This window comes from Streptomyces sp. V3I8 (assembly GCF_030817535.1).
In the GTDB taxonomy this organism is placed as follows: domain Bacteria; phylum Actinomycetota; class Actinomycetes; order Streptomycetales; family Streptomycetaceae; genus Streptomyces.
Genome location: NZ_JAUSZL010000002.1, coordinates 8,777,396 through 8,802,900, shown reverse-complemented (window position 1 = coordinate 8,802,900; position 25,505 = coordinate 8,777,396). Strand labels below are relative to the sequence as shown.

At 70.0% G+C, this 25,505-nt stretch carries 21 protein-coding genes and 2 pseudogenes; 12 read left to right on the top strand and 11 right to left on the bottom strand.

The features are described 5' to 3' along the window. The first annotated feature begins 24 nt into the window (after positions 1-24). Positions 25-348 carry a hypothetical protein gene (locus QFZ75_RS38845; RefSeq protein ID WP_307544121.1) on the top strand — a complete coding sequence of 108 codons (324 nt, stop codon included), beginning with the start codon at positions 25-27 and terminating at the stop codon, positions 346-348. A 121-nt stretch (positions 349-469) separates the two neighbouring features. On the opposite strand, the gene QFZ75_RS38840 is transcribed toward QFZ75_RS38845, so the two are convergent. Together QFZ75_RS38840 and QFZ75_RS38835 are read right to left on the bottom strand one after the other, a co-directional pair. Continuing rightward, positions 470-1,459, bottom strand: a complete 990-nt coding sequence (locus QFZ75_RS38840; RefSeq protein ID WP_307544120.1) for a DUF4238 domain-containing protein — start codon at positions 1,457-1,459, stop codon at positions 470-472. Positions 1,460-1,527: 68 nt separating this feature from the next. Continuing rightward, positions 1,528-1,647: pseudogene (locus QFZ75_RS38835) on the bottom strand (XRE family transcriptional regulator); the annotation flags it as partial. 31 nt (positions 1,648-1,678) lie between these two features. Here QFZ75_RS38835 and QFZ75_RS38830 point away from each other — a divergent pair. Together QFZ75_RS38830 and QFZ75_RS38825 are read left to right on the top strand one after the other, a co-directional pair. Beyond that, positions 1,679-1,963, top strand: a complete 285-nt coding sequence (locus tag QFZ75_RS38830) for a hypothetical protein (protein ID WP_307544119.1) — start codon at positions 1,679-1,681, stop codon at positions 1,961-1,963. 112 nt (positions 1,964-2,075) lie between these two features. Next, positions 2,076-2,267, top strand: coding sequence for a hypothetical protein (locus QFZ75_RS38825; RefSeq protein WP_307544118.1), 192 nt, complete (start codon positions 2,076-2,078; stop codon positions 2,265-2,267). A gap of 69 nt (positions 2,268-2,336) precedes the next feature. Here QFZ75_RS38825 and QFZ75_RS38820 read toward each other — a convergent pair whose 3' ends face one another. Together QFZ75_RS38820 and QFZ75_RS38815 are read right to left on the bottom strand one after the other, a co-directional pair. Then, positions 2,337-2,969 (bottom strand): chloramphenicol phosphotransferase CPT family protein, encoded by a 633-nt coding sequence (locus tag QFZ75_RS38820; RefSeq protein ID WP_307545091.1) that lies wholly within the window; start codon positions 2,967-2,969, stop codon positions 2,337-2,339. Between the two features lie 85 nt (positions 2,970-3,054). Further along, a pseudogene (locus QFZ75_RS38815) lies at positions 3,055-3,596 on the bottom strand (ATP-binding protein); the annotation flags it as partial. 376 nt (positions 3,597-3,972) lie between these two features. Between QFZ75_RS38815 and QFZ75_RS38810 the strand changes: the two are divergent. Beyond that, a complete protein-coding gene (locus tag QFZ75_RS38810; RefSeq protein WP_307544117.1) occupies positions 3,973-4,566 on the top strand; it encodes a transposase family protein in 594 nt (197 codons plus the stop codon). Positions 4,567-4,660: 94 nt separating this feature from the next. Here QFZ75_RS38810 and QFZ75_RS38805 read toward each other — a convergent pair whose 3' ends face one another. Beyond that, entirely contained in the window at positions 4,661-4,837 is a 177-nt protein-coding gene (locus QFZ75_RS38805) for a hypothetical protein (protein ID WP_307544116.1), read from the bottom strand. Positions 4,838-5,547: 710 nt separating this feature from the next. Here QFZ75_RS38805 and QFZ75_RS38800 point away from each other — a divergent pair. Beyond that, positions 5,548-8,841: a LamG-like jellyroll fold domain-containing protein gene (locus QFZ75_RS38800; protein ID WP_307544115.1), complete on the top strand. Its 3,294-nt coding sequence runs from the start codon at positions 5,548-5,550 to the stop codon at positions 8,839-8,841. Between the two features lie 81 nt (positions 8,842-8,922). Here the strand turns inward: QFZ75_RS38800 and QFZ75_RS38795 are convergent, their stop codons facing one another. The 4 genes from QFZ75_RS38795 to QFZ75_RS38780 are packed head-to-tail and all read right to left on the bottom strand — an operon-like array spanning position 8,923 to position 14,048. Then, the gene (locus QFZ75_RS38795) at positions 8,923-10,236 is read right to left on the bottom strand and encodes a glycoside hydrolase family 125 protein (RefSeq protein ID WP_307544114.1); all 1,314 of its coding nucleotides are present in this window, start codon (positions 10,234-10,236) and stop codon (positions 8,923-8,925) included. A gap of 23 nt (positions 10,237-10,259) precedes the next feature. After that, positions 10,260-11,303 (bottom strand): LacI family DNA-binding transcriptional regulator, encoded by a 1,044-nt coding sequence (locus QFZ75_RS38790; RefSeq protein WP_307544113.1) that lies wholly within the window; start codon positions 11,301-11,303, stop codon positions 10,260-10,262. Positions 11,304-11,358: 55 nt separating this feature from the next. After that, positions 11,359-12,330 carry an ROK family protein gene (locus QFZ75_RS38785; RefSeq protein ID WP_307544112.1) on the bottom strand — a complete coding sequence of 324 codons (972 nt, stop codon included), beginning with the start codon at positions 12,328-12,330 and terminating at the stop codon, positions 11,359-11,361. After that, complete coding sequence (locus QFZ75_RS38780; protein WP_373466012.1) at positions 12,327-14,048, bottom strand: class I mannose-6-phosphate isomerase; 1,722 nt, start codon at positions 14,046-14,048, stop codon at positions 12,327-12,329. Before QFZ75_RS38780 ends, QFZ75_RS38785 begins: the two co-directional genes overlap by 4 nt. 291 nt (positions 14,049-14,339) lie before the next feature. Here QFZ75_RS38780 and QFZ75_RS38775 point away from each other — a divergent pair, with 291 nt between their 5' ends. From QFZ75_RS38775 to QFZ75_RS38755, 5 genes are read left to right on the top strand one after another with little or no spacing between them, the layout of a single operon-like run. Continuing rightward, positions 14,340-15,653, top strand: coding sequence for an ABC transporter substrate-binding protein (locus QFZ75_RS38775; RefSeq protein ID WP_307544111.1), 1,314 nt, complete (start codon positions 14,340-14,342; stop codon positions 15,651-15,653). Further along, positions 15,650-16,606, top strand: a complete 957-nt coding sequence (locus QFZ75_RS38770) for a carbohydrate ABC transporter permease (protein WP_307544110.1) — start codon at positions 15,650-15,652, stop codon at positions 16,604-16,606. The genes QFZ75_RS38775 and QFZ75_RS38770 overlap by 4 nt, the downstream gene beginning before the upstream one ends. Further along, on the top strand, positions 16,603-17,424 hold the full coding sequence (locus tag QFZ75_RS38765; RefSeq protein WP_307544109.1) for a carbohydrate ABC transporter permease: 822 nt from the start codon (positions 16,603-16,605) through the stop codon (positions 17,422-17,424). Before QFZ75_RS38770 ends, QFZ75_RS38765 begins: the two co-directional genes overlap by 4 nt. A gap of 41 nt (positions 17,425-17,465) precedes the next feature. Further along, a complete protein-coding gene (locus QFZ75_RS38760) occupies positions 17,466-18,677 on the top strand; it encodes a glycoside hydrolase family 76 protein (protein WP_307544108.1) in 1,212 nt (403 codons plus the stop codon). A gap of 48 nt (positions 18,678-18,725) precedes the next feature. After that, positions 18,726-21,896 (top strand): glycoside hydrolase family 38 C-terminal domain-containing protein, encoded by a 3,171-nt coding sequence (locus QFZ75_RS38755; RefSeq protein WP_307544107.1) that lies wholly within the window; start codon positions 18,726-18,728, stop codon positions 21,894-21,896. Positions 21,897-21,968: 72 nt separating this feature from the next. On the opposite strand, the gene QFZ75_RS38750 is transcribed toward QFZ75_RS38755, so the two are convergent. Further along, the gene (locus QFZ75_RS38750; protein ID WP_373466085.1) at positions 21,969-22,775 is read right to left on the bottom strand and encodes a siderophore-interacting protein; all 807 of its coding nucleotides are present in this window, start codon (positions 22,773-22,775) and stop codon (positions 21,969-21,971) included. Between the two features lie 126 nt (positions 22,776-22,901). On the opposite strand from QFZ75_RS38750, the gene denD reads away from it, so the two are divergent. Next, positions 22,902-23,915 carry a D-erythronate dehydrogenase gene (denD, locus tag QFZ75_RS38745; RefSeq protein WP_307544105.1) on the top strand — a complete coding sequence of 338 codons (1,014 nt, stop codon included), beginning with the start codon at positions 22,902-22,904 and terminating at the stop codon, positions 23,913-23,915. Between the two features lie 51 nt (positions 23,916-23,966). Here the strand turns inward: denD and map are convergent, their stop codons facing one another. Then, positions 23,967-24,785: a type I methionyl aminopeptidase gene (gene map / locus QFZ75_RS38740; RefSeq protein WP_307544104.1), complete on the bottom strand. Its 819-nt coding sequence runs from the start codon at positions 24,783-24,785 to the stop codon at positions 23,967-23,969. A gap of 99 nt (positions 24,786-24,884) precedes the next feature. On the opposite strand from map, the gene QFZ75_RS38735 reads away from it, so the two are divergent. After that, positions 24,885-25,151 (top strand): helix-turn-helix domain-containing protein, encoded by a 267-nt coding sequence (locus tag QFZ75_RS38735; protein ID WP_307544103.1) that lies wholly within the window; start codon positions 24,885-24,887, stop codon positions 25,149-25,151. Positions 25,152-25,505: the final 354 nt, after the last annotated feature.

Genomic DNA, 25,505 nt, shown 5'->3' with positions numbered 1-25,505 from the left:
GCTCGCCGGCTGCTCGCTGCGGACGTGCGTGCGTGCAGCTACTGCACTCCCGGCACCATCCTGGAGATCCCGTCATTCAGCCGCACTGTCCTCGCCACCGCGGTGATCCCCCGCCCCGTCACCTCGGACAGGACAGCCAGCGATGACCAGCACTCCCCGCCGATCAGCGAGCCGTCCCCCTCTACGTTCACCACTTCCAGCAGTTACGTCGGAGCGTGTGCCGGCCGCCAGCAGCCCACCCACTGGTACGGCAGCGGCGGACTCTCGCTGTGCCAGTGGTGCCTGGCTACCACCCGCGAGAGCTGGGGACCGGCCGTGCGCTTCACGAGCACCCGCGCACAGAGCTGACCCCTGCACGCGCAGCACTCACGAGCGGCCCGCGCCCGGGCGCCACCGTTCGACGAACGCTTCGAGCCCTGTATCCCTCTCCTGACTATCCGCGGCACGGAGCGACGCCGCGTGCGGACTTCTATCTCCTGACACTCCGGCTGCCCTGTTTGAGGTAACCGCGGACGAGTGCGTCCTGGCCGCTGCGGGGCCGGAGGTAGACGCGCTGCTGCGCTGCCTCGATCTGAAGCCGATTGAGGAAGCCAACTGTCTCCTCGGTGGCAATGCTCAGACCGTTGCGGGGGGTCCTGCCGACCAAGAGATGTTTGGGGCCGAAAGGCAACACAATGGCGGTGGAGTCGCCAATCGCAACGTTGAAGGCAGTTTTGTTTCCCCTCTGCTGAATCGCCAGGGCCGGGGTGTCGCCCAGGAGGAATTCCCCGGCGGCGGGCACAAGAATCTCCAGACCGGCATCTCTGATCATCTCCTTCGCTTTGGCAAAGGTGTCCTCGATCCGCGCCCGGAAGTCCGCACCGGTCTCGAAGTTCGCCAGGTGCGGGCTCAAGATCTGGTCTGCCGCTGCGGCCAGACCCTGCGGTCCAGAGAGGTGAAGTCCGCTGCGTTGCAGTACCGCGAGGCGCAGCAGGTCGGACTTGTCGGTAAGCAGGGCGGTGCGGTGCTCGGTGTAGACGTTGGTGAAGATGCGCTCGTGGACGTGGCGGTAGTTCAGGGAGCGGACCAGATGCAGGGCGATGAGATCCTTCAGGGTCTGTACATGCTGTTCACGCTGGAAGACGTCGCCTCGATCCACCGCACGCGCCGCGTCGGGTATCCGTGTCTCGAGCTTGCCCCATACCTGTTCCAGGGAGGCGGAAGCGAAGCGTGCGAAGTACGGGACCTTGCCGCATTCGCGCGGACTCGCCATCTTGTGCAAACGGTCGGGGTGCTCAAGGTTGAACGGCACGAGCTTGAGCCCATTACTGCCGAACGGAACGGCGAAGCGCTTGAGCAGCACTTTGGAGATCACGTGCTGACCGATCACGTGGCGATCGGCCTCAGGCCGGAGTTCCTCGATCCGGGCATCGATCTGCTGCGCCGCCGCCTGCCACCGAATGGATGATCCCTCGTTCATCCACCCAGTGTGGCAACCAGGTCCGACAGGCGAGAAGGATTTTCAGTCTGCCCTCAGCGCGCGATCGTCCGACATTCGAACAGGCGGCGGGCGTAGTCCGCGGGGAGGTGCACGGTGATCCGGCGGGAACGGGCGTCGTCGGTCGTGCCGACCGGTGCGGTGTACCCGAACCGGGCTCGGGTGTGAATACCCCGTCGACCTCCTCGCGACCGGCTACCTGTGACGCGCTACAGCACGTTGACCTGGCAAGATGCTCACATGGAAATTGGTTTCCCCTGGGGGTCTACACCAACCATCGATCTCCGCCTGTGGCGTGCTGACGCCATCGTGCTGTTCGACTGGCTGATGAGCGCCGACCTGAACGCCGTGCCGATCACGCACCCAGCTCAGAAGCAGGCTCTCGTGGACCTGCTGGCACGCTTGGAAGAGGTGGACATCATCGAGTCCACCGAGGAAGAGATCGCCGCAGCACAGGCCGAGGTGGCCAAGAATATGGGTTGGTAGAACCCCCAGCGATATTCAGGCCGGGATCGGACTCGCTCGAGGCTCGTGATCGCGAGTCCCCTCGAAGGGCGCCTCGAGATGGGTCGCTCACCTGAGGATTCATGAGGGTGCTGTGACCGCATACGAAACCAAGCTGCGGCACATCGCGAAACAGATCGTCCAATCGGTGCGCGCCGGCCACCTCCCCGCCGCCATCCGCACGACGCTCCAGCAACAGCTCGAACGCGTGGCTTCGAACGTGTCGGTTGGCCCCAGAGGAACGAGTCCTGTGGCCCCAGGTGCCAATCATGAGGGCGTGATTTGAACGAGTATTTTGGCCCCACCCACCGTTGTCCGTGCTCGCCTGAGCCGGGCATTCGGAGGGGGCCAGGGATCAGCCAACCAGTGGCTGACCGGCCGGGGGATTCGCCTTCAGCTTCTCGAATGCGGTGGGGGTCGGGCGGTGCGGTAGGAAGTCCTTGATCTGTTGAGCGCAGTCGGCCGCACTGGTGGTGCTCGTGTCGCACTCGATGTCGTAGAGGCTGTGGGCATGGACCTGGGTGATCTGGCGTGCGGCCAGCCCCGGGGGGCGGTCCCCGCGCTCTTGCTCGCGCCGTTCCAGTTCCTGCAAGGGGCAGTACACTCCGACCAGTACCACGTCTTCGGGGGCGAAGAGGGCGAGGCAGTCGAGCAGACGCCACTGCTCGCTCAGGACGTGGTCCACCACGATGTTGTTGCCGCCCGCAGCCATGCCAGCGACCGCGCGGTGGAAGCCCATCCAGGTGTGCCTGAGCACGGAGGACAGTTCGTCCGGTGCGATGTCCCGCCGCGCCCGCATGGCGTGGAAGGCGTCCACCGGCATGTGGAAGTACATGTCGTCCAGGACCGTGAGGAGTGCCTTGGCGATGCTCGACTTCCCAGAACTCGATGTGCCGTTCAAGAAGATGATCAGTCCGCCGGATGGCTGCGAAGCTCTCGCTGAGTCCGCAGCCTGGTGGGATTCAGCTTCTGCTGGAGCTGCCATCATTTTCCCCCGTTTCGTGCGCTGCCGGTATCCGATCATGATGCATGCTCGGTCGTCGGCCTGTATGGGCACCCCCGGATGTGGTCGATTAAGAGGCTGCGGTGGCCTGTTGACGTGCTCTGGTGTGGGCCAGGCGGTAGGAGTCGCTGCCGGTCTCGATGATGTTGCCGCCGAAGGTGAGGAGGCGGTTCATGGCGGCGCGCAGAGCCGGGGGTCGGTGAACGTCTTGGTCCACGAGGAGAACGACTCTTTGGAGGCGATCGCCATGCTGTTCTTTTCCTCACGCTCGGTCAGAACCTGGAACAGCAGTTCGGCGCCGTGCCGGTCAAGCTCCATATAACCCAGCTCGTCAATACAGAGAAGATCGCCCCGTCCGTAGCGGGCGATCGTCTTGGTCAGCACCTTCTCGTCGGCGGCTTCCACGAGCTCGTTGACCAGCTTGGTCGCCAGCACGTACTTGACCCGGAACCCCGCCATCGCGGCCTCGGCGCCCAGCGCGATCAGCAGGTGCGACTTGCCGGTCCCGCTGTCGCCGATCAGGCACAGCGGCAGCCCTTTGCGGACCCACTCGCAGGAAGCAAGGGTGTGGATGGCAGCCGGACCGATGGCAGGGTTCGCGTCGAACTCGAACGCACCACGGTGAACCTATCCGTCCGAGGGGGCACCACGAACACGGCCTTCGCCACTCAGAGTGACCAACGAGGATTGTCCAAGCTGGAATACACGACACCTAACGAGCTCGTGCACGACAAGTGGTGAGACGTCGAGCCCGTGATGGTTGATCATGGTCGGGTGGTGGGAATCAGGACTCGTGCAGTGATCACCAGCAACTGTCGCATCACAGGCCTGACGGGCGATGCGGTCGCTGAACTCGTAGCCGGGATAGGTCCGTTGTGGCATGAGGGTCACCGGGCCAAGCCAGCCTCTCGACCACGGAAGCGGGCCGTGGGCGGCGGGCCGAAACACCAGTTGGTCTTCGTCGACCGGCTGCATCGTCAGCCCCGGCGTGCGGCTACGGACCCTGGCCGAGGTCGTCGAGCATCTCGGCACCAGTGGGACGACCGGCATCATCGACGGCACGCAGATCCGGGTCCGGCGGCCCGCCGTCGGGCGCAAGCACCGGGACAAGTTCATCTCCGGTGACAACAAGCAGAAAGCCGTCAAATCCATGGTGGTCACGAACGGCAAGGGCCGGGTGCTGCAGTGCAGCCCAGCCCGTCCCGCGAGCTGTGCGGACATCACCCACGCCCGCCAGTTAGGGCTGGTCAAGCTCCTGGCCGACGGGCCCGCGGTGGAGATCCTCGCGGATGCCGGCTACCAGGGCCTGGGCGCTCAGACAGGTGACCGGGTGGTGACGCCCCCGCACCGGAAGTCCAAGAAGAACGCCCCCGACTGGTACGAGGAGATGTACGAGCGCCAGCGCAAGGCACACTCCTCGCGGCGTATCAGGGTCGAGCACGGCATCGCCCATCTGAAGAACTGGCGGGTTCTGGCCCGACCCCTCGGCCGCCGCGAGCACATGAGCGACACCGTACAGGCCATCGCCGGCCTGCTGTCCTACCAGCAGACCGCAGACCTGCACTCGACAAGGCAAGCGTGAACACAGGCCTCACCGAGGCCCTCGACGTCTCACCACTTGTCGTGCACGAGCTCGTAAGGGTCCGTGTTCTTCCTACGGTGGCGAGGTCGCGGCGTCACGGTGTCGCGGCGTCACACCGTCTCCGGCTGTACAGGTAGCCGCCGGGGCGGACGGGGTCGGTGATCAGCAGCGCCTGGTCGCCGGTGCGGGGGACGCGCAGTTCGGAGACGATGGTCCGCGGCGCGACCGGGCCGGTGGCGGCACCGGACGGCTGGACGACCAGGTCCACCACCGGGGCGCCGGCCTCACCGCGGCGGCCCGGACCCCGTGGTCCTCGCCCTCCATCCCCGCGTGCCCGGTTTCCGTGCCACTCGCCGCTCGGATCGGTCCTGGGACTGCCCGCCCCTGCCCCTGCTCCTGCTCCTGCTCCTGCTCCTGCTCCTGCAGCAACCCTCCACGCGCGACCCACCCCACCCACTTCCGTGCATCAGCAAACCAATGCTGCCAAACACGAACCAACCACACGCCCGTTCAACAACGCCTCACCGGCCCCGACCTCACACGGCACAAGCCGCAACCGGCCGACACCGTCGACGCCGACAGCACCGACAGCACCGACAGCACCGACAGCAACCCGAATTCCGCAACAACCCACTCCCGCCACCCCGGGAAAGCCCCTCCGCACCGAACTCAAGCCCCCGCAAACCGCGTTGACCAGCGCACCTCTCCCGCCATACCCCTTCTCCCCCCATCCCACACCTTCGCCCCGCCCCGGCACCCGTCCACCGTGACGCCGGACAACAGAGTGCTGCGCGAGGTCTGGACAGGTTCCTGTGGGCGTGCTGTCATACCGCTGGCAGAGGGTTTCCAACGTTGAAAAGGCCGCTTACCGAACCCGCCTCAGCCGGTGTGCAGCTTCTCCCTACGGGTTTCCTCGCAGGAACTCGTAACCCTGCCCCGGCAGTCGAACGCGGTCACGGCCTCTGTACGAGGAAAGGTCCGATGAGACGACACGACACCCGCCCCAGCGTCCGACGCAGAGCCAGGGTGCTGGCACTGTTCGCCACGGCGGCCCTGGTGCTGCCCCCGAGCGGAATGCTGCCCACCGCGGCGGCCTCCGAGTTGACGAGCGGTACCTCGGCGTCCGCCGCCGGCGCTGCCGGACAGGCCGCCGTCGTGACGCACGGCCTCAAGGGCGAGTACTTCAGCATGTCGGCCCCGGGCGCCCGGGACTTCGCCGAACTCGGTGGTACGACACTCGACCCGCAGATCAACTTCTCCGGTCTGACCGACACCTTCAAGGAGTTCACCGGCAAGACGGAGCACACGACCGCCCGCTGGACGGGTCAGATCGAGGCGCCGGCCACCGGTGACTACACCTTCTACGCCATCGGCGACAACGGCTTCCGGCTCTACATCGACGACGAGCCCGTCATCGACCACTGGGAGGGCGACTGGGACCGGGAGCAGACCAGCCAGGCCGTCAAGCTGACCGCGGGCGAGAAGCACACGTTCCGTCTGGAGCTGTTCCAGGACACCGGCGGCGCCAACATGTACCTGCGCTGGTCGACGCCGACGCTGGCCAAGCAGGTCGTGCCGATGTCCGCGTTCACCCCGCCGGCCGACTTCGAGGTCTTCCCGGTGGAGCTCACCGTCGCCGAGAACGGGCAGCGGCTGCGCGCCCGATTCGAGGGCAAGGTGGGCGGCCTCCAGGCGGCCGAGGACCATCTGAAGGTCGAGGCCGACACGACCGCCATGCCGGTCAAGTCGGTCACGTCGGTCCCCGGGGACTCCTCCTCCCTGTACGTGAACCTCGCGGAGCCGATCCAGAAGAACCAGCTGGTCCGGGTCTCCTACGACGGTGCGGGCGGTCTGACGGCCGGCGGCAAGGCCGTACCGAAGGTCATCCGCTACGCGGAGAACGGCTCCACGCACCGTCTCACCACCAAGTGGGGCGACAAGGTCGACAAGAAGCACCCGCTGCCCGAGTACCCGCGTCCGCAGCAGAAGCGGTCCAAGTGGGAGAACCTCAACGGACCTTGGCAGTTCAGCGGTGCCGAGGCGGGTGAGCAGCCGGTCTTCGGCAGGAACCTCGACGAGAAGATCATCGTGCCGTTCCCGGTCGAGTCGCAGCTCTCCGGGCTCGAACGGCACGAGGACCACATGTTCTACCGCCGGACCATCGACGTGCCCAAGAACTGGAAGGTCGGCAAGGACAGCCGCTCGAACCGGCTCAAGCTCAACTTCGGGGCCGTCGACTACCAGTCCCGTATCTACGTCAACGGCAAAAAGGTCGCCGAGCACACCGGCGGTTACAACGCCTTCGGCGTCGACATCACGGATGCCCTGAAGGGGAGCGGCAAGCAGGAGATCGTGGTCGCCGTCACCGACACCGGTGGCGCGGACCAGCCCATGGGCAAGCAGTCCACGAACCCGGGCGGCATCTTCTACACGCAGACCTCCGGCATCTGGCAGACCGTGTGGATGGAGCCAGTGGCTCCCGCCTCGATCGGGAACGTCGTCACCACGCCCGACATCGACACGAGCACCCTCGCGGTGACGGTCGACGCCGAGGGCGCGTCCTCCTCCGCCCGCGTCGAGGCCGTCGCCCGTGACGCCCGTGGCAAGGTCGTCGGCAAGGTCAGTGGCGCGGCCGGCAAGAAGCTCACCGTGCCGGTGGCGAAGCAGCACCTGTGGAGCCCCGACGACCCGTACCTGTACGACCTCGACGTCACCCTGACCGACGGCCGGTCGAGCGACAAGGTCCGCAGCTACTTCGGTATGCGCAAGATCGAGGTCAAGAAGGTGGGCGGCTTCGACAAGCTGGTCCTCAACGGCAAGCCGATCTTCTCCCTCGCCACCCTCGACCAGGGCTTCTGGCCCGACGGTCTCTACACCGCGCCCAGCGACGACGCCCTCGCCTTCGACCTGGAGGCGCACAAGAAGCTCGGCTTCAACGCGGTGCGCAAGCACATCAAGGTGGAGCCGGCGCGGTGGTTCTACCACGCCGACAAACTCGGCCTGCTCGTCTGGCAGGACTTCGTCTCCGGGAACATCACCAACGAGACGGGGCAGAAGGCGTTCGTCGACCAGGGCCGGGAGATGATGCGCCAGCACCACAACTCCCCCGCCGTGATCGGCTGGATCGTCTTCAACGAGGGCTGGGGCGAGTGGAACCGCGAGGAGACCGGCCGTCTCACCGAGTCCGTCAAGGCCGCCGACCCGTCCCGTGTCGTCAACGCCCACAGCGGTGTCAACTGCTGCAACTCCAAGGGTGACTCGGGCAAGGGCGACATCCTCGACCACCACGACTACAACAACGACGACCCGCCCTTCCCCGACGGCAAGCGGGCCGCCATGGACGGCGAGCACGGCGGCTTCACCCTGCGCTCCCCGGGCCACATGTGGCCGGGCGCTCCGACGGTGATCTACAGCGGTGTCACCACCAAGGCGGAGCTGACCCGCAAGTACGTCGAGAACACCGAGAAGTTCTACGTCGAGCAGGCCGGCGCCGAGCTGTCCGGCTCGGTCTACACACAGATCACCGACCTGGAGAACGAGCTCAACGGCCTGTACACGTACGACCGCCGGGACATCAAGATGGATCCCGCCGAGGTACGGAAGGTCAACCTCAAGGTCATCGCCGCCGGCGCCGCGGCGGGCAGGAAGGAGCTGAAGGGGGGCGGTCACTGGACCTTCGACGAGGGCACCGGTACCACCGCCGAGGACACGGGGCCCGACAAGAAGCCCTTCACGCTGCGCGAGGGCGCTTCCTGGACCGACGGTGTCAGCGGCAGCGCCCTGAAGTTCGACGGCCAGAAGCAGTACGCGGAAACCGCGGGACCGGTGCTCGACACCAGTGGCAGCTACTCGGTGTCCGCGTGGGTCCGGCTCGACGGGATCCCCGGCAACTACGGCACGGCGGTCAGCCAGGACTCGCGTGCCACGGCCAACCCGTTCTACCTGCAGTACGGGCACGGCAGCTTCGCCTTCAGCACCCCCGGTGAACGCCGTGCCCAGGTGGCCGTCGCCGCGGAGACCGGCCGCTGGTACCACCTCGTCGGGGTACGGGACGCGGGCACCGGCGAGATCCGCCTGTACCTCGACGGGAAGCTCGCGGCGACGGCCCCGGGGGGCACCGCTCTCGGGAGCACCGGCCCGCTGACCGTCGGCCGTGCCCACTGGGACGGTTCGAACGTCGACTTCTGGAACGGCGCGGTCGACGAGGTCCGGGCCGTCGACCGGGCACTCACCGCCGAGGAGGTGAGCACCCTCTACGGCGGCGAGAAGCCCTAGCCGGCAGCGCGCGCGGTAGAGAGGTCCCGGTGGCGGAAGGAGTCTTCCGCCACCGGGACCTCTGCGTACGCGGGTGAGGGGTTACGGGCGCGGGGGAAGGACGGACCACAGGGGGCGGGTGCCGAGCCCGGCCACGTCCAGGGCCAGTTCCGCGTACATCGCGTTGGCCCAGGAGAACCAGTGGCGGGTGAACCGGTGCGGATCGTCCTTGTGGAAGGACTCGTGCATGGCGCCGGTGCCCGCGTCGGTGTCCGCCAGCGTGCGCAGCGCCGCGAGTCGCGCCGCGTCGTCGTCGCTCGTCAGGCCCTCCACCGCGATGGCGATCGGCCAGATGTGTCCCTCGGGGGTGTGCGGGCTGCCCACCCCCGTGGCCGCGGTTCCCCGGTACCAGGTCGGGTTGGCCGGGGAGAGGACGAACTCCCGTGTGGCCCGGTACAGCGGGTCGTCGGTGGACACGTTCGCGACCAGGGGCAGGGAGAGGAGGCTCGGCATGTTGGCGTCGTCCATCAGGAGGGCGTTGCCGAGTCCGTCCACCTCGTAGGCGTAGATCGTGCCGTGGTCGGGGTGGTCGACCGTGCCGTGGCGTGCGACCCCCTCGCGCAGTTCGGCGGCCAGCGCGGTGGCGTCCTCGGCCAGGGCGGTGTCCCCGGTGTGGTGTGCCATCTCGGCCGTCCCGTCGAGGGCGGCGGCCGCGCACAGGTTCGCGGGCACGTTGTACCCGTACGTGCAGGCGTCGTCGCTCGGTCTGAATCCGCTCCAGGTCATTCCGGTCCGGGCGACGGGTGTTCCCCGGCCCGCGCCGGGCAGGGTGTCGCTCGCCGGGCCGGAGGACCGGGAGAAGCGGTAGGAGGACAGGCGCTCGTGGTCCTGCTCGGTACGCCACACGGTGAGCACGGCGTGGGCGGTGCGCACCGCCCGGTCGAGGTGATCGGTCCGGCCGGTGGCCCGCCAGAAGCGGTGGGCGAGCAGGAGGGGGAAGGCGAGGGAGTCGACCTCGTACTTCTCCTCCCACACCCAGGGGTCCTCGCACAGGTCGTCGCCGTCGTGGGCGCGTCCCGACGGCTCGGGGTTGAAGGCGTTCGCGTAGGGATCGCGCCGGATCTGGTCGAACTGGCGCTCCAGCACGGCCACCACCAGGTCCTGCAGGCCCCTGTCGTCCCGCAGGAGCGCGAGGTAGGGCATCAGCTGGGTCGACGAGTCGCGCAGCCACATGGCGGGGATGTCGCCGGTCACCACGAAGGCGCTGCCGTCGGGCATCGGCCGGATGGTGCGTGCGAGGGTGTCGTCCAGGCAGCGCACCAGCAGCCGTCCGTGGCGCGGGTCGCCGAGGGCGTCGAGGTGCCGCACCGCGCGCCGCACCAGCGGGTGGTCCTCGACACTTGTGGGGAACTGCATCGTCAGTCCTTCTGGTTACGTGTTCACATGTCGGCCCGCGGTGTGCCGAGGGGGCGTTCGCCGGCGTGGACGCCGTGGCGGACGACGCGCGTGGGAATCGTGACGCGGCGGGGAGCGGGCTGCTCCGCGTCCTTGCGGCCCAGGCGGTCGATGAGCAGGCGTGCGGCCTCCCGGCCGATCTCGTCGGCGTCGTAGGAGACGAGGGTCAGCGGCAGACCGAGGATGTCCGACAGGTCGAAGTCGTCGAACCCGGCCAGGGGCAGGGTGACTCCCGAGGTGTGCAGGGCTCGGATGGCGCCCTGGCTGATGCGGTTGTTGGTGCAGAACAGCGCTGCGGGGGCGTCGGGCCGGCCCAGCAGTTCGAGGGTCGCCGCCTCGGCCGTCGCGGCGTCGACGAGGCCCTGCCGGATGAGGGTGCTGTCGGGCTCGACGCCGGCCTCGTCGTGTGCCGCCCAGAATCCGCGCAGCCGCTCGGCCCCCGTGTAGAGCGAGGGCGGATTACCGAGGAAGGCGATCCGGGTGTGCCCCTCGGCCAGCAGGCAGGCGGTGGCCTCACGGGCTCCGTGGAAGTCCTCGACCAGCACGCAGTCGGTGTCGAGTCCGGCGGGCGGCCGAGCGGCGAGTACGACCGGCACATGGCGCATGGCGGCGGCCAGGTGCTGCTGCCGGCTGCCGGCGGGGACGACGATGAGTCCTTCGACCTGGTGGTCGACGAGGCCGTCGACGAGGCCGGGTTCCCGTTCGGCCTGCTCGGCGGAGTTGCTGAGCAGCATCCGGAAGCCGTACTCGGTGGCGACTTCCTGGACGCCGAGCGCGAGACGTGAGTAGAACGGGTTGGCGAGGTTGGTGACGACGAGGCCGATCATCCCGCTGCCGCCGAGGCGCAGGCTGCGCGCGGTCTCGTTGCGGCGGTAGCCCAGTCGGTCCACCGCGGCGAAGACGCGTTCCCTGGTCGTCTCGGACACACCGGGGTCGTTCTTCAGTACGCGGGAGACGGTCATGGCACTGACCTGCGCGAGCTTCCCGACGTCATGCATGGTCGGCCCGCCGCCTCGACGAGCGGTCATGCCCGTTCCCCCTTCTCCGTGGGCCTGCGGCGGCGGCTTCGCCCCCGACCGGTCCTCATGATGTGCCCACCGTGCCCTGTACCCAGTGCGCGGCCCCGATCAGCGGTGCCGACGCGGGCTGCCGGGCTTGCAGGACGCGTACCGGCGCCCTGTCGGCCTGCGCCAGTCCGCGGGCGAGCGCGGGACGGACCAGGTCCCACGACTGTGCCATGGAACCGCCGACGACCACCGCGGTGGCCCCGAAGCGGTCCACCCACGGAGCAAGGGCCCGGCCGAGGGCGTCGAAAGCGTAGCGGAAGACTTCCGACGCGGCCGTGTCGCCCTGCGCGGCCGACACGGCGAGCTCGTGGACGTCCGGCAGGACGAACTCGTGGCGTGCGTCCGGCTCTTGGTGCGGGGCCGGCTCCCGGTGCGAAGTCGTGAGCCGGGCGTGGTGGAGGCGGATGGCGCGGCGCGAGACCGTCTCCTCCAGCGGACGGCCATCGATGCTCAACCGGTGCACGTGGCCGTCGGGCGGTACGTCGGGGCCGTCGTGCACGGGCAGTCCGGCGCGCAGGAAGGAGGAGCCGATGCCGGTGCCCAGCGTCAGGCACACCACCCGGTCGTGTCCCCGGGCCGCCCCGGCCCGGTGCTCGCCGAGGGCGAACGCGTCGGCGTCGTTGAGGAAGCACAGCCGCCCGGCCCGGTCGAGGAGCCTTCGGCGCAGTCCGGCGCCCACGTCCACGCCGGACAGGGACTCGAACTTGCCGATACCGGCGAAACGGCCGATCCCGGTGACGTAGTCGAAGGGGCCGGGCATCGCCACGCCCCAGGACGGACCGTGCCCGGCCGGCAGCCGCAGCGCGGTCAGGGCGATGTCGTCGAGGATGCCGTCGGCGTCCGCGTGCGAACCGAGCGGCCTGCGGATCACCGAGGACGGGACGGGGTGGCCGGTCACGGGGTCGACGAGCGCGGCGGTGACGTGCGTACCGCCGACGTCGAGGACGGGGACCGGCGCGGCGGGCCGTTCCGCGGGGGCCGCGGTCACGGTTCGACCACCAGCGCCTTCACGATCCGCACCTCGTCGCCGCCCACGGAGCGCACCCGGTAGGGCCCCACCGCGGCCGGAATCGTGAGGGTCTCCGCGAAGGCCAGGAAGTGGGTGCGCCCGTCGTGGGTCTCGACGACGGCGCCCCGGCCGGCGGCGACGTTGAGGATGTGGAAGCGCCCCGCGGTGTCGTCGGGGACAGCGGCCCCCGGGTCGGCGACCAGCCGGTGGACCGCGTAGAACATCTCGGGCAGCGCGCCGATGACCTCCTCGCGCCAGCCCTCGCCGGCGCGCAGCGTACGCGGCTGCTGGATCAGGTCCTTCACCACGTCCTCCCCCCGCCGGGCCGTGTCCAGGTTGGCGAAGCCGTGCTCGTAGGGCAACGGCCTCGACGCGCCGGCGGCGTCCTTGCGCAGCCAGTCGTACAGGCGCAGGGAGTACAGGTACGGGGTCGCGCTCACCTCCAGCACCAGGTTGCCCGCGCCGGAGGCGTGCGGGGTGCCCGCAGGGATCATGAACAGCTGGCCCTGGACCGACGGGTGCGTCTGGATGTGGTCCTGGACGGGCAGCGGGGTGCCGTCGGCGATGGCCTGCTCCACCTGGCGGCGCATGACGTCGGGGTCCGCGTCCTCGGTGAGTCCGAGCAGTACCCGGGCGCCCTCCTCGCTCGCCGTGACGTAGTAGGTCTCGTGCTGGGTGTAGGGCCAGCCGAACACCTCCCGCATGTACCGCTCACGCGGGTGGAGGTGCAGGGAGAGGTTGCCGCCACCCATCGTGTCGAGGTAGTCGAAGCGGATCGGGAAGGAGGTGCCGAACCGGCGGTGCACCTCCTCGCCGAGCATGGCCTCCGGGTGCTCGACGCACAGCAGCTGGAACGGTATCTCGACCTGCGCTCCGTCCTTCTCGCCGACGAGGACCCCCGCTTCGGGAGCGATCAGTTCGTAGCCGAGGGCGGTGTTGCCGGCCTGCGGGGTGAAGCCCAGCTCGCTCGCCGCCCACTGGCCGCCCCAGGGCGTGGAGTTGAAGTAGGGGCGGGTGCGGACGGGTCCGTGGGCCAGGTGGTCCAGGGTGGCGCGCAGCGCGGTGCCGTCCAGGGAGGCGGGTGCCGCCGGGTCCTGGGTGTCGATCCAGCGGTCGACCCGGCCGACGAGCGTGTCGCGGTGGCGGTCCAGCACGGGCCAGTCGGTGTAGAACAGGCGCGCCAGGTCGCCCGGCGCACCGGGGCGCCCGAGATTGGCGCCGACCGGCAGCTCGCCCCTGCCGACGGCGGCTTCGGCGTACCGCTTCGGCAGGTCGGCGTACCAGAGCACGTCCGGTGCGCACAGCGCCGCGCCCGGCCCGAACACCAGCAGCACGCCGTCGCCCGCGGGCCTGCGCGGCCGGGGCACAGAGTCGAAGAGGTCCGTGGCCCGGGCCTGCGACAGCGGGGTGAAGAAACGGTCGTCAGCCGGGTGGGGCCGGGCGGCGATCCGTTCGGCCGCGGAGGGCGCGTGGTGGTCGCGCACGTCCAGTGCCTCCGCTTCCCGTCCTGCCCCGCGCACGGCCTCCGTGAGGCCGCCGATCAGGGCCTCCCAGTCCAGTGCGGCGGGACCGTCCACGGCCAGGACGAGCGGACCCGGCGGCAGCGCGGCGACCGCGACCGGCCACCCCTCGGTCACCTGCCCGTCGACCGGTTCGTAACGGGGATGGGGGTCGTACGAACGAGACGCGGACTGCACATCTGCTCCTCAGTGGGCTCCATAGGGAGGTTAACGATAACAACGCGTGTCCGAGAGAGTCCATCCTCGGTCAGCAATCGATCGATCCCATGCATGGCTCCACAAGCTGGCCTTTTATCAGGAAGAGAGATTCTTCCCGCTTCTTCCATGTGACGGACCCTTGCCACTGCAGGAATGTTGTCGTTAACTTCCACGCAACACCCACTCGGCGGCCCCGGGTATTCCGGGAGACCCTGCGCCCTGTGGTTCACATCCGGCCATGCACATGGCTCGCTTCCGTGAAGGTGATCAATGTCAGCATCGGGCAGGACCCGAAGTGCGGCCGCGCCGCTCGCCCGGCGCCGCCTTCTCGCCGGGGCGGCCGCGGGCGCGGCCGTGCTCACCGCGGGGGGCTGCGCCCGCGGGGACAGTACGTCGGCGCAGCCGGGGACCACGAGCATCTCCAACGACAACGCGACCTGGGACGACGGCTACCGGGCGGCCGGACGTGAACTGCAGAAGATCACCGGCTACGCGCTGCGGCCGTTGTCGAACCCCTCGGTGACCTCGTACCAGCAGGTCGTGCAGATGACCCTGCAGACCTCGAAGGCCACCGACCTGGTCAAGTGGGCCTCGGGCTACCAGCTCAAACGGCTGGCCCGGGCCGGCGGCCTCACGGACCTGTCGGGCGTCTGGGGGAAGTACCGGGCGAAGGGATGGGTACGCGGCGCGTCACGGGACGCGGTGTCGTACCGCGGGAAGGTGTACGGCATCCCGCTGTACGAGTCGTACTACGTGCTGTTCTACAGCAAGCCGGTGTTCAAGAAGCTCGGGCTGTCCGAGCCGCGGAGCTGGGACGCACTGCTGCACTGCGCCGAGGTCCTCAAGCGCAACAGGATCACGCCGTTCCTGGCCAGTCAGGTCGGCGGCTGGCCCGCGATCGAGTGGTTCCAGGAGCTGGTCACCAAGGTCGACCCGCGCTTCTACCAGAAGCTGGTGGCCGGCCAGGCCTCGTACACCGACGACCCGGCCCGACGGGCGATGGACATCTGGCACGACTTCATGCGCAAGGGCTGGATGACGTCGCCCGACTTCGACCAGGCCCGGGGCCCGGGCGCGCTGAAGGCCGGAACGGTCGGCATGTTCCTGCACGGCACCTGGCAGGCCCAGGGAATGACCGCCGCGGGCATGGAGCCGGGCGCGGACTACGGGGCGTTCATCCTGCCCACGGTGGGGTCCGCCACGCCCAAGAGCGTGATCGCGGAGTCGGGCGTCTTCACGGTGCCCGCCCGGGCCTCCTCGCACGACGCCGCCCTGGCGAACGTCGGAGCGTGGCTCGCCCCGCCCGTCCAGCGGGTGTGGAGCGACTTCCTGCAGGACAGCTCCGCCAACCCGACGGTCCGGTCGGACAACCCCGTCGTGGCCGAGCTGCAGCGTGACGTCACCAGGGAGCGCCGGATCCCGCTGATCCGCTACTGGGAGGCCGGCCCGCCGAGCCTCATCCAGGGCAACACCAACGACCTGGGCGGGTTCATGGCCGGGCAGACCTCGCCGGCGACCACCCTGCGCCGGATGCAGGAGCGTGCACAAGACGAATGGGCAGCCTGGAGGCGCGACGAGGCATGAGTACTTCCACGACCGACCGACCCGCCACCGGCGGGGGCAGGCGGACACCTCCCGTCGGCGCGGAGCCGCGTCCCGCGGTGCGGCACGTCTGGATCGGCAGGCGCGAACGCCTGACGGCCGGGGGGTTCATGGCGCCGGCCGTGCTCCTGGTCGCGGCGTTCCTGCTCGCCCCGTTCGTGTGGACCGTCCACCGCAGCTTCTTCGCCGACACCCGGACCTCCCCCTTCAGCTGGTTCGACAACTACACCCGGTTCGCCTCCGATCCGGCCCTGACCCGCTCGATCCAGAACACACTGCTGTGGGTGGCGGGCACGGTCGTGCTCCCCTTCGTGCTCGGGCTGGCCATCGCCTGCATGACCGACGCCACCCGCTTCTCGCGCCTCGCACGGCTGTGTGTCGTCCTTCCCTACGCGCTGTCGGGCTCCGCGGTGGCGGTGGTCTGGAACTTCATGCTCACCAGCGACGGCGCCGTCAACCAGGTCCTGACCACGGTGGGCCTGGACTCGTTCGCCCAGGGGTGGTTGCTGACCTGGCCGGGCAACACCTTCGTGATGATCCTCGCCAACGCCTGGCAGGCGACCGGTGTGGCCGTCATCCTCTTCCTGGTCGGACTGCAGTCCATCCCACCGGAGACCCTGGAGGCCGGCTCCCTGGACGGGGCGGGGAGCTGGCAGCAGTTCCGCCACATCGTCCTGCCCCAGCTGCGGCCCGTGTCGATCATCGTGATCGGCATGAGCCTGGTGAACGGCCTCAAGTCGTTCGACCTGATCTGGGTGCTCACCCAGGGCGGCCCGGGACGCGCCACGGAGACCCTCGCGGTGTCCATGTACAACGAGACCTTCCTGGAGCTGCGACCCGGCGCGGGAGCGGCGATCGCCGTCGTCCTCACCGTCATCGTCCTGGTGGCCTCCTGGCTCTACCTGCGCCGTCAGCTCGACGTGAAAGGCGAATGACCATGTCCCTCGGCCGCGTCCTGCGCACCGGCACCGTCACGGTGCTCGCCCTGCTCTGGCTGGTCCCGACCTGGCTCCTGGTGGTCAACGCCCTGGTGCCGGCCGAAAGCTACTCCGGCAGCCCGCACTGGCTCCCGACGGACTTCGGGCTGTTCGGCAACATGTCCCAGGCGTGGGACAAGGCCGACCTGGGCCCGGCGTTCGGCAACAGTCTGCTGTACTCCGTCGTCAGCGCGCTGGCCGCCGCCGTACTGGCCTCGGGTGCCGCCTTCGCCACGATCATCATGCCCGTGCGGCACCGGACGCTGTGGTTCTGGGTGATCTACTCCGGCACGCTGCTGCCCCTGCAGGTCTTCATCCGCCCGCTGTTCCTGTCGTACGCGCAGTCGTCCCTGTACGACACCCAGTTCGGGCTCGTCCTGATCTACACGGCGATCGCGATCCCCTTCGCCTTCTTCGTCATGCGCAACTACGCCCTCACCCTGCCGCGGGAGGTAGTGGAGGCCGCACGCATGGACGGCGCGTCCTGGTGGCGGCTGTTCTGGCAGATCCACGTGCCGCTGACCCGGTCCGCCATGGTCGCCGTGTTCGTGTTCCAGTTCGTGGCCGTGTGGAACGACCTGATGTTCGGCATCACGCTGACCACGAGCCGCAACATCCGGCCGGTCATGGCCGCGCTCGCCGACCTGCAGGGCAACTACTCCAACGTCGGGCCCCCGGTCGTGCTCGCCGGCGCCCTCCTCGTCTCCCTGCCGACCCTGGTGCTGTTCTTCTCCGCCCAGCGCTTCTTCGTCAGCAGCCTCAGGATCCACCGCTGACCTCTGCACGCCTCCCTCCTCCACCTCGCGAAGGGTGAACCATGCCGCGATCCCTGCTCCGCCGTGCCACCGTGACCGCCGTCTGCGCGGGCCTGCTCTGGACCGCCGTCCCCGCACACGCCGGGACCGATCGTCCCGTCCGGCCCCACCCCGTCTCGCCCGCCCGGTGGGCCGACCGCGCCACCGACGCCTACGAGGCCCTGCAGACCTACCTGTACGAGGGCACGGACCAGCACGGTCTGTACCTGGAGCACACGCCGCGGCAGGCGGCCGACCCGGCGCACTCCTACCTCTGGCCGTTCCGCGAGGCCGCGGCGGCGGCCGTCGACATGCAGGAACTCCCGCGCACCGGACCGGGCTACCGCGCGGCCGCGGCGGAGCGCTTCGACACCTTCGAGCTGTACCACTCCGGCGGCGAGCGGCCCGGCTACCAGTCGTATCTGCCCGCCCCGCTCGGCTCGGGCGGCGACGTCTACTACGACGACAACGCCGTGGTCGCCCTGAGCCAGCTCGACCAGTACGAGTCCACCGGCGACAGGACGTTCCTGCGGCGGGCCGAGAACGTCATACCGGTCGTCACCCGCGCCTGGGACGGCGACACCGCCAAGGCGTGTCCGGGAGGCATGGACTGGGTCGACTCCCCCGGCAACAACATCCGGGCCACCAACGTCACCGCGCTCTCGGCGCAACTCGCCGCCCGGCTCTACGAGCACACCCACGAGCGTGCCTATCTGGAGAAGGCCGAGCAGTGGTACGGCTGGGTGTCCTCGTGCATGCGCAAGGCCCCGGGGCTGTACGTCAACGACCGGAACGACGACGGCGGCACCAACGAGACGCTGTGGACGTACAACTCGGGGGCCATGATCGGCACGGCGACGGCCCTGTACCGCGGGACCGGCAAGGCCGCCTGGCGGACCAGGGCCGTCACCGACGCCGACGCCTCTCTCGCGTACTGGGCGCAGGGCACCCGCCTGCACGACCAGCCGGCCGTTTTCAACGCCTTCTACTTCAAGGACCTGCTGGACCTGGACGCGATCCGCCCCGACTCCGCCTACCGGCAGACCATGAGCGGCTACGCGGACAGCACGTACCGGACCAACCGGGACGCCTCCAACGGGCTGTTCCGCTTCCAGCCCTCGAACGGCGGCGACTACGACCCGCAGGCCCCGGCCGCGACCCTCAACCAGTCGGCCATGGTGCAGATATTCGCCACCCTGGCCCGCGGCGACCGGCACGGTCACGGGGCCGAGTAGGGCCCGTACCACCGACACCGACCCCGACACGAAGGACGATCACGCACCATGCCCAAGCCACCGCTGATCCGGCCGTCCTGGTGGGACTCCGACATCGCGCGCGACATCCTGCGCGACCGCGTGGTCACCGCCACCGTCGGTGTGGGTGACCTGCGGGTGCACCTGTCCGGCGAACCCCTGTTGCGCCACGACGGCTCCGGCGCACTGCTGCAGTCCATCCGGGTGCGGCTGCAGCCCGAGGGCGCGGCGGCCGGCGCCGGGGCGCCGCGCGTCACAAGGGTCCGGGTCACCACCGGCGGTGGTACGCCCGTCCGCAGCGAGCTCCTCTCCGGCCCCGGGACGGACCTGCGCGTCCTGGTGCCGGAGGTGGACGCGCCGACGCCCCTGCGGATCGAGCTCCCCGACCTGGCGCAGGACACCTGGCTCGACTTCGAGGCCCGCCCGCAGCGCCACTGGACACTGCACCTGGTGCAGCACTCCCACCTCGACATCGGCTACACCGATCCGCAGGGCCGGGTGATGGCCGAGTCCCGCGCCTACCTCGACTCGCTGCTGGAGCTGTGCAAGGACACCGACGACTGGCCGGAGCCCGCCCGGTTCCGCTGGGCCGTCGAGGGGTTCCACTCCTTCCAGGACTGGAGCGCCAACAGGCCCGCACGCCAGGTGGAGAACTTCCTGGACCGGGTGCGCGAGGGGCGCGTCGAGCTGACGGCGATGCCGTTCAACCTCCACACGGAGACCTGTTCCACGGACGAACTGCACGAACTGCTGCGCCCGGTCACGGAGTTGCGTGACCGCCACGGCATCGACATCACCACGGCCATGCAGACCGACGTGCCCGGGCAGGTGGTCGGCCTGCCGGACGTCCTGGCGGACCACGGCATCCGCCACCTGTCCGTGGCGCACAACTGGGCCGGGCGGGCCGTCCCGCACCTCGTCGGCGGGGAACACCTGCCGCGGCTGTTCCGCTGGCAGGCGCCGAGCGGCAACAGCGTCCTGGTGTGGCGTACGGACACACCGCACGGCCTGGCGTACATGGAGGGGTCGATCCTCGGTTTCGACGAGTCCTACGACCGGGTCGACGACCTGCTGCCCGCCTACCTGACCGCCCTGGCCCGGTTCCCCTATCCGCACGAGGGCCGCGGGATCCCCGGCTTCCCCATCCTCGACCGGACCTCGGCCGCCACCGCCGGCGTCGACCCCTATCCGTGGGACGTCCTGCACCTGCGCGTGCTGGGCAAGTTCGCGGACAACGGGCCGCCGCGCCGGATCATCTCCGACACGGTGCGCCGCTGGAACGAGCAGTGGGCCTACCCGCGGCTGCGGGCCTCCCGCAACGAGGACTTCTTCGCGGACGCCGAGCGGCGTGTCGGGGACCGCCTGGAGACCTACCGGGGCGACTGGAGCGACTGGTGGGTGGACGGGGTCGGCGCCGGAGCCGTCCCGCTCGCCGCCACGCGCCGCGGCCAGGCCGCCCTCGCCGAGGCCCAGACGGTGGCCGGGTACGCGCACCTGCTGGGCGTACCCGGCAGCACGGCGGTCACGTCGAAGGCGCCGGACGTCTACCGGGCGGCCTCGCTGTTCAACGAGCACACCTGGGGCGCCGGCGACCCGTGGACGCACGGCGATCACGGCCACGGGTCCGGCGAGCAGCAGTGGCACTGGAAGTACTCGCAGGCCATGCGCGCCCACGACGACGCGGAGACCCTGCTGGACGCCGCCACCGCGCTGCTCGGGGAGGCGTTCGCCGCGCCCGCCGACGCGTTGGCCTCCTTCCACGTCGTCAACACCTGCAGCTGGCCGCGTACGGAGACGGCACGGCTCTTCCTGCCGGAGAGCACCGTCGCGCTGCACGACGCGGTCCAGGTCCTCGACGCGCGCACCGGCACGGCTCTGCCGTTCGTGGAGGAGGCGCAGAGCAACGACCGTCACCGGGCGGCCGGCCGGTTCCTGCACGTGCCCGTCGCCGACGTACCGGCCTGCGGCTCGCTGCGCCTGGACATCGTGCCCGGCACCGCCCCCGCCCCGCGGGGCGACGACCGGGCGGGCGCCTGCGCGGACCCGGCCGTCCTGGAGAACGACCACCTGCGGGTCACCGTCGACCTGCGCGAGGCGTGTATCGGCTCGGTCGTCGACAAGCGCACCGGACGCGAACTGGTCCGGCAGGACGCCGCCGTCGGCTTCAACGGCTACGTGTACGACGAGTACGCCACGGCCGGCGCGTTCAACCACCAGTCCAGCAAGACCGTCGCCGACGACTCGATGCACCTGCTCGCCTCGCGCAGCACGGCGCCGCCCGCGGCGCTCGTCGACCGCACCACGGACGCCACCGGCCAGAGCCTCGTCTACGAATGCGCCCCGGCCGGAACGCGACGGCTCCGGGTGAAGGTGCGCCTTCCGCACGACGCGGCCCGTATCGACGTGGAGAACCGCATCGACAAGACCGCGACGCTCACCAAGGAGAGTGCCTTCTTCGCCTTCCCGTTCGCCCTGGACGACCCCACCGTGCGTACGGAGGCCACCGGTGGCGTCCTCGGCACCGACCGGGAGACCGTGCCGGGGTCCGCCACCCACATGCGCGCGATCCGCCGCTGGATCAGCCTCGGTGACGACACCCGTCACGCCGTCCTGGCGACGGCCGACGCCCCGCTCGTGCAGCTCGGCGGGATCGCGATCCCCTACGCGCCCTACCCGCCATCACTCCCGCACGAGGAGCCGGGCACCGTCTTCTCCTGGGTGCACAACAACATCTGGGACACGAACTTCCCCTCCCAGCAGGCCTTCCACCACACGTTCCGCTACAGCGTCGCCTTCGCCGGGGCCGACGAGGACGCCGAAGGGCTCGGCGAGCGACTGGCCGCGCGCACCGCGGCCGTCACCGGCCACCCGCTGGTGGCGGTCCGCGCCCGCGCCGGAGCCCGGACGGAACTTCCGGCGCGGACACGGTTCCTGACCCTGGACGACCCCCGGGTACGGCTCGTCGGGCTGACCGTCCCGGACGAGGGACAGGTCATGGTCCGCCTGCAGTCCCTGGTGGACGTCCCGGTCACCTGCCGCGTCGGCACCCCGCTCGCCGTCGGGCGGGCGTTCCGCACCACCTACCTCGGTCTGGCCCCGCGCGCCGTCGAGGTGGAGCCGGACGGAACCGTCCCGGTCACCGTGCCGGCACTCGGAACGGCGGCGGTCGTCCTCCACCTGCGCCCGTCGCCGGACGAGTGACGTCTGCGGGGAGGGCGTGACGTCTGCTAGGGGCCGTGACAGCAGGGACGGCCCTCTCGCACGCGGTGCCGGTCAGGCGGCAGCGGCTTCCTCGTGTGCCTCCCGCTTCCAGAAACCGGAGAAGGTGATGCGCGACTTCGGCAGTCCCGAGCGGTGCAGGTGCCGCCGGCCCTCGGTGGCGAGTGTCGACTCCCCCACGACGAAGGCGTAGCCCGTCGGACCGGCGGGCACGTGCCGGCGCAGCTCCGCGAGTGCGGCGGCGCCGGGAACCGCGGACGGGTCCTCGCGCACCACCCAGGTGACGCTCACTCCGGCCGGGGCGTCCAGGTCGCGGCGGTCGTCCGCGGTCGGGATCTCCTGGATGACACGGCCCACCGCTTCCCGCGGGAGGGAGCGCAGGATGCCGGCCGTCGCGGGCAGCCCGCTCTCGTCGGCGACGAGGAGTACCTCGGAGGCGTCGTCGGGGCAGTCGAACAGCAACCCCTGGTCGAGGAGGGCGAGTTCCTCGCCGGGGGTCACCCCGCAGGCCCAGATCGCCGCGGCGCCCTCCGGTTCACCGCCCGGACCGCTGTGCACGACGAAGTCGATGTCGAGTTCCGCCACGTCGGGACGGAAGCCGGCCACGGTGTAGTTCGCGCAGTGCGCCCGCTCCTCCTCCGGTAGGGCGAGGAACGGCTTCCACCAGGTCGGCCCGGAGATCTCCGGCAGGACGAACTCCTCCTGGTGCGGTTTCCGCAGGAACAACCGGAACCACTGGTCGTAGCCTTGCCACGGGAACGAGGAGAGGTCGGGTCCGGTCACCGTGACCCGTTGCATCGAGGACGTGTAACGCTCACTGCGCACGACGTGGCAACGGAACAGCCGGGGCTGCCGGGGCATCAACTTCGGGTTCTTCGACACGCAGTAAGGCTAGCCTTAGCTTACTTCGATGCCAACCCCGATCTCGTACGACGGTGAGCGAGCGGCCCGGTCGGCCGGTCGGACGAGCAGCACGAGGAGGACCGTATGAGGATCGTCGTCACCGGTGGCTTCGGTTTCCTGGGACAGCAGGTCACCGACGCCCTGCTCGCGCGGCGGACCCTGTGCGGTGCGCCCGTCGACCGGCTGCTGCTCGCCGACCGGCGGGTACCTGCCGCGGCGCCGGTGGCGGACCACCCGCTGGTGGACGTCGTCCAGGGCGATCTGAGCGAGCGCCTCGACGATGTCTTCAGGCAGCCCGTGGACGTGGTCATCCACCTGGCGTCGGCCGTGTCGGCCGAGTGCGAGAGCGACTTCGACCTGGGCATGAGCGCCAACCTGGACACGACACGCGCGCTGCTCGACGCCGCCCGCGCCCAGTCGGCCGCCGGCGGGCCGACGCCCCGGGTGGTGTTCTCCAGCAGTATCGCGGTCTACGGCTCCGACCCCGCGGCGCCTTTGCCGCCCGTGGTCGACGAGTGGACGCTGCCGACGCCGCAGTCGAGTTACGGAATGCAGAAGCGCGTCTGCGAGCAGTTGATCGCCGAATACACGCGCCGGGGCTTCGTCGACGGGCGGGTGGCGCGCCTCATGACCGTCGCGGTGCGGCCGGGCGAGCCGAACGCGGCCGCTTCCGGCTTCCTGTCCGGCATCATCCGCGAGCCCCTCTCCGGCCTTGCGGCCACCTGCCCGGTCGACCCCGGCCTGCGGGTCGCGCTGGCCTCACCGCGGCGCACCGTCGAGGGCATCCTCCGCATCACCGAGGCCGTGCGCGGCAGCGGCCCCGGCGCCCTCGAAGGCGGACTTCCGGTCAATCTGCCGGGGCTCACGGTCACGGTCGCGGGCATGCTGCGCCGGGTAGCCGGCGACGCCGTCGCCGACCTGGTGACCGTCGCGCCCGACCCCGCCGTCGAGGCGATCGTCGGTTCGTGGCCCGCCTCGTTCGACGGCGCGCGTGCCACGGCGCTCGGCCTGCGCCCCGACGACAGCTTCGAGTCGGTCGTCAAGGCGTACATCGAGGACCACCCCGAAGCGATCGCCACCGGGACGACCGGCCCCTGAGGGATGGGGGGCGTCACCGCCGTGTGGGATCTCTTCCCGGTGACGCCCTCGTCAGCGTCCGGGCGCCGGTGACGTCCGCGCGCCTTGCTGTTCCCTGACGTCCTGAGGGCGCCGGGTGAGTACGAGCGGACCGGTCTCGGTGATGGCGACCGTGTGCTCGGAGTGCGCGGTGCGCGAGCCGTCGGCCGAGCGGATCGTCCAGCCGTCCGGGTCGTAGACGATCTTGTCGGTGCCGGCCGCGAACCAGGGCTCGATCGCGATCGTCAGGCCGGGCCGCAGCTTCCAACCGCGGCCCGGACGACCGTCGTTGGGGATGTGCAGCTCCTCGTGCATCGTGCGCCCGATGCCGTGGCCGCCAAACTCCAGGTTGACCGGATAGCCGTACTCGCGGGCCACCGCGCCGATGGCCGCCGAGATGTCCCCGAGCCGGTTGCCCGGCAGGGCGACCTCGATCGCGGCTTCCAGGGCGACCTCGGTGGCCTCGATCAGCCGCAGGTCCTCCTCGGACGGGGTGCCGACGACGACGGAGTAGGCCGAGTCGGCGGCCCAGCCGTCGACCGTGACCGCCATGTCCATGGTCACCAGGTCGCCGTCGCGCAGCTTGTACCTGTGCGGCAGGCCGTGCAGTACGGCGTCGTTGACCGAGAGGCACACCACGTTGCGGAACGGGCCCTTGCCGAACGAGGGCTCGTAGTCCCAGTAGCAGGACTCCGCGCCGCGCTCCTTGATCCGGCGGCGCGCGTGATGCTCCAGGTCCAGCAGGTCGACCCCCACGTCGGCCAGGTCACCGAGTTCGGCCAGCACCTGCCCGAGGAACTGTCCGGTGACGTGCATACGCTCGATGTCTCCGGGGGATTTGTGCTCGATCACTGCGCTTCTCGATTCTCCGGGGGGGGGGGCGGCCGACCGGTATATTTATACCAGAGGGGGCGGTTGCCGCCGGGACGCCCACGGACCTAGCATGTGGGCATGGTTCGCCATCCGCTCGCCCCCGAACAGATCGAGGCGGGCCGACGTCTCGGGGCGGCGTTGCGCTCCGCCCGGGCCGGACGCAGTCCCGTAGAAGTGGCCCTGGCGGCAGGGATCTCGCCGGAGACCCTCCGCAAGATCGAGACCGGCAGGCTGCCCACGCCCGCGTTCGGCACCATCGTCCGGCTCAGCGAGGTACTCGACGTACCGCTGTCCGAACTCGCCTTCATCTGGCGCACCGATCCCGCCCTGAGCGCGGCTTCCTGACGACGGCCCACGCAGGGTTCCGCCCGACGGTCCCATGATCTTTTCGTGCGACACTCCTGCTTCACGAGTGTCAGGCGAGGGGGATCCGGTAGCGCGTGCGGTGGGGGTGCGGCGGTCGCCGCGACTCCGACGATGGTCCTGGCGGGCTGCGGCGGAGACGGCACCGGAGCCCCGGGGCGTCCGGACGGCCAGCCGGGACCACGGACGGGACCGTGGTGAGCAAGAGCCTCGTTCGCACCGACATCCGGGCGGCTGTCCTCGCGGGCCGGTTCGAGGGAACGAAGTTCAGCAGCAGGCCGTTCACCGGGCGCTCGACCGAGTGCCACCTGCTCACCGTCGTCCACACGGACGGCG

What these genes read in the sequence shown, in the direction of transcription:
- QFZ75_RS38800 (WP_307544115.1), top strand. Translation starts at nt 5,548, where the DNA reads ATGAGACGACACGACACCCGCCCCAGCGTCCGACGCAGAGCCAGGGTG.
- QFZ75_RS38750 (WP_373466085.1), bottom strand. Translation starts at nt 22,775, where the DNA reads ATGCCCCGGCAGCCCCGGCTGTTCCGTTGCCACGTCGTGCGCAGTGAG.
- QFZ75_RS38770 (WP_307544110.1), top strand. Translation starts at nt 15,650, where the DNA reads ATGAGTACTTCCACGACCGACCGACCCGCCACCGGCGGGGGCAGGCGG.
- QFZ75_RS38790 (WP_307544113.1), bottom strand. Translation starts at nt 11,303, where the DNA reads ATGACCGCTCGTCGAGGCGGCGGGCCGACCATGCATGACGTCGGGAAG.
- QFZ75_RS38755 (WP_307544107.1), top strand. Translation starts at nt 18,726, where the DNA reads ATGCCCAAGCCACCGCTGATCCGGCCGTCCTGGTGGGACTCCGACATC.
- QFZ75_RS38735 (WP_307544103.1), top strand. Translation starts at nt 24,885, where the DNA reads ATGGTTCGCCATCCGCTCGCCCCCGAACAGATCGAGGCGGGCCGACGT.
- QFZ75_RS38820 (WP_307545091.1), bottom strand. Translation starts at nt 2,969, where the DNA reads ATGATGGCAGCTCCAGCAGAAGCTGAATCCCACCAGGCTGCGGACTCA.
- QFZ75_RS38795 (WP_307544114.1), bottom strand. Translation starts at nt 10,236, where the DNA reads ATGCAGTTCCCCACAAGTGTCGAGGACCACCCGCTGGTGCGGCGCGCG.
- QFZ75_RS38760 (WP_307544108.1), top strand. Translation starts at nt 17,466, where the DNA reads ATGCCGCGATCCCTGCTCCGCCGTGCCACCGTGACCGCCGTCTGCGCG.
- QFZ75_RS38775 (WP_307544111.1), top strand. Translation starts at nt 14,340, where the DNA reads ATGTCAGCATCGGGCAGGACCCGAAGTGCGGCCGCGCCGCTCGCCCGG.
- denD (WP_307544105.1), top strand. Translation starts at nt 22,902, where the DNA reads ATGAGGATCGTCGTCACCGGTGGCTTCGGTTTCCTGGGACAGCAGGTC.
- QFZ75_RS38840 (WP_307544120.1), bottom strand. Translation starts at nt 1,459, where the DNA reads ATGAACGAGGGATCATCCATTCGGTGGCAGGCGGCGGCGCAGCAGATC.
- QFZ75_RS38765 (WP_307544109.1), top strand. Translation starts at nt 16,603, where the DNA reads ATGACCATGTCCCTCGGCCGCGTCCTGCGCACCGGCACCGTCACGGTG.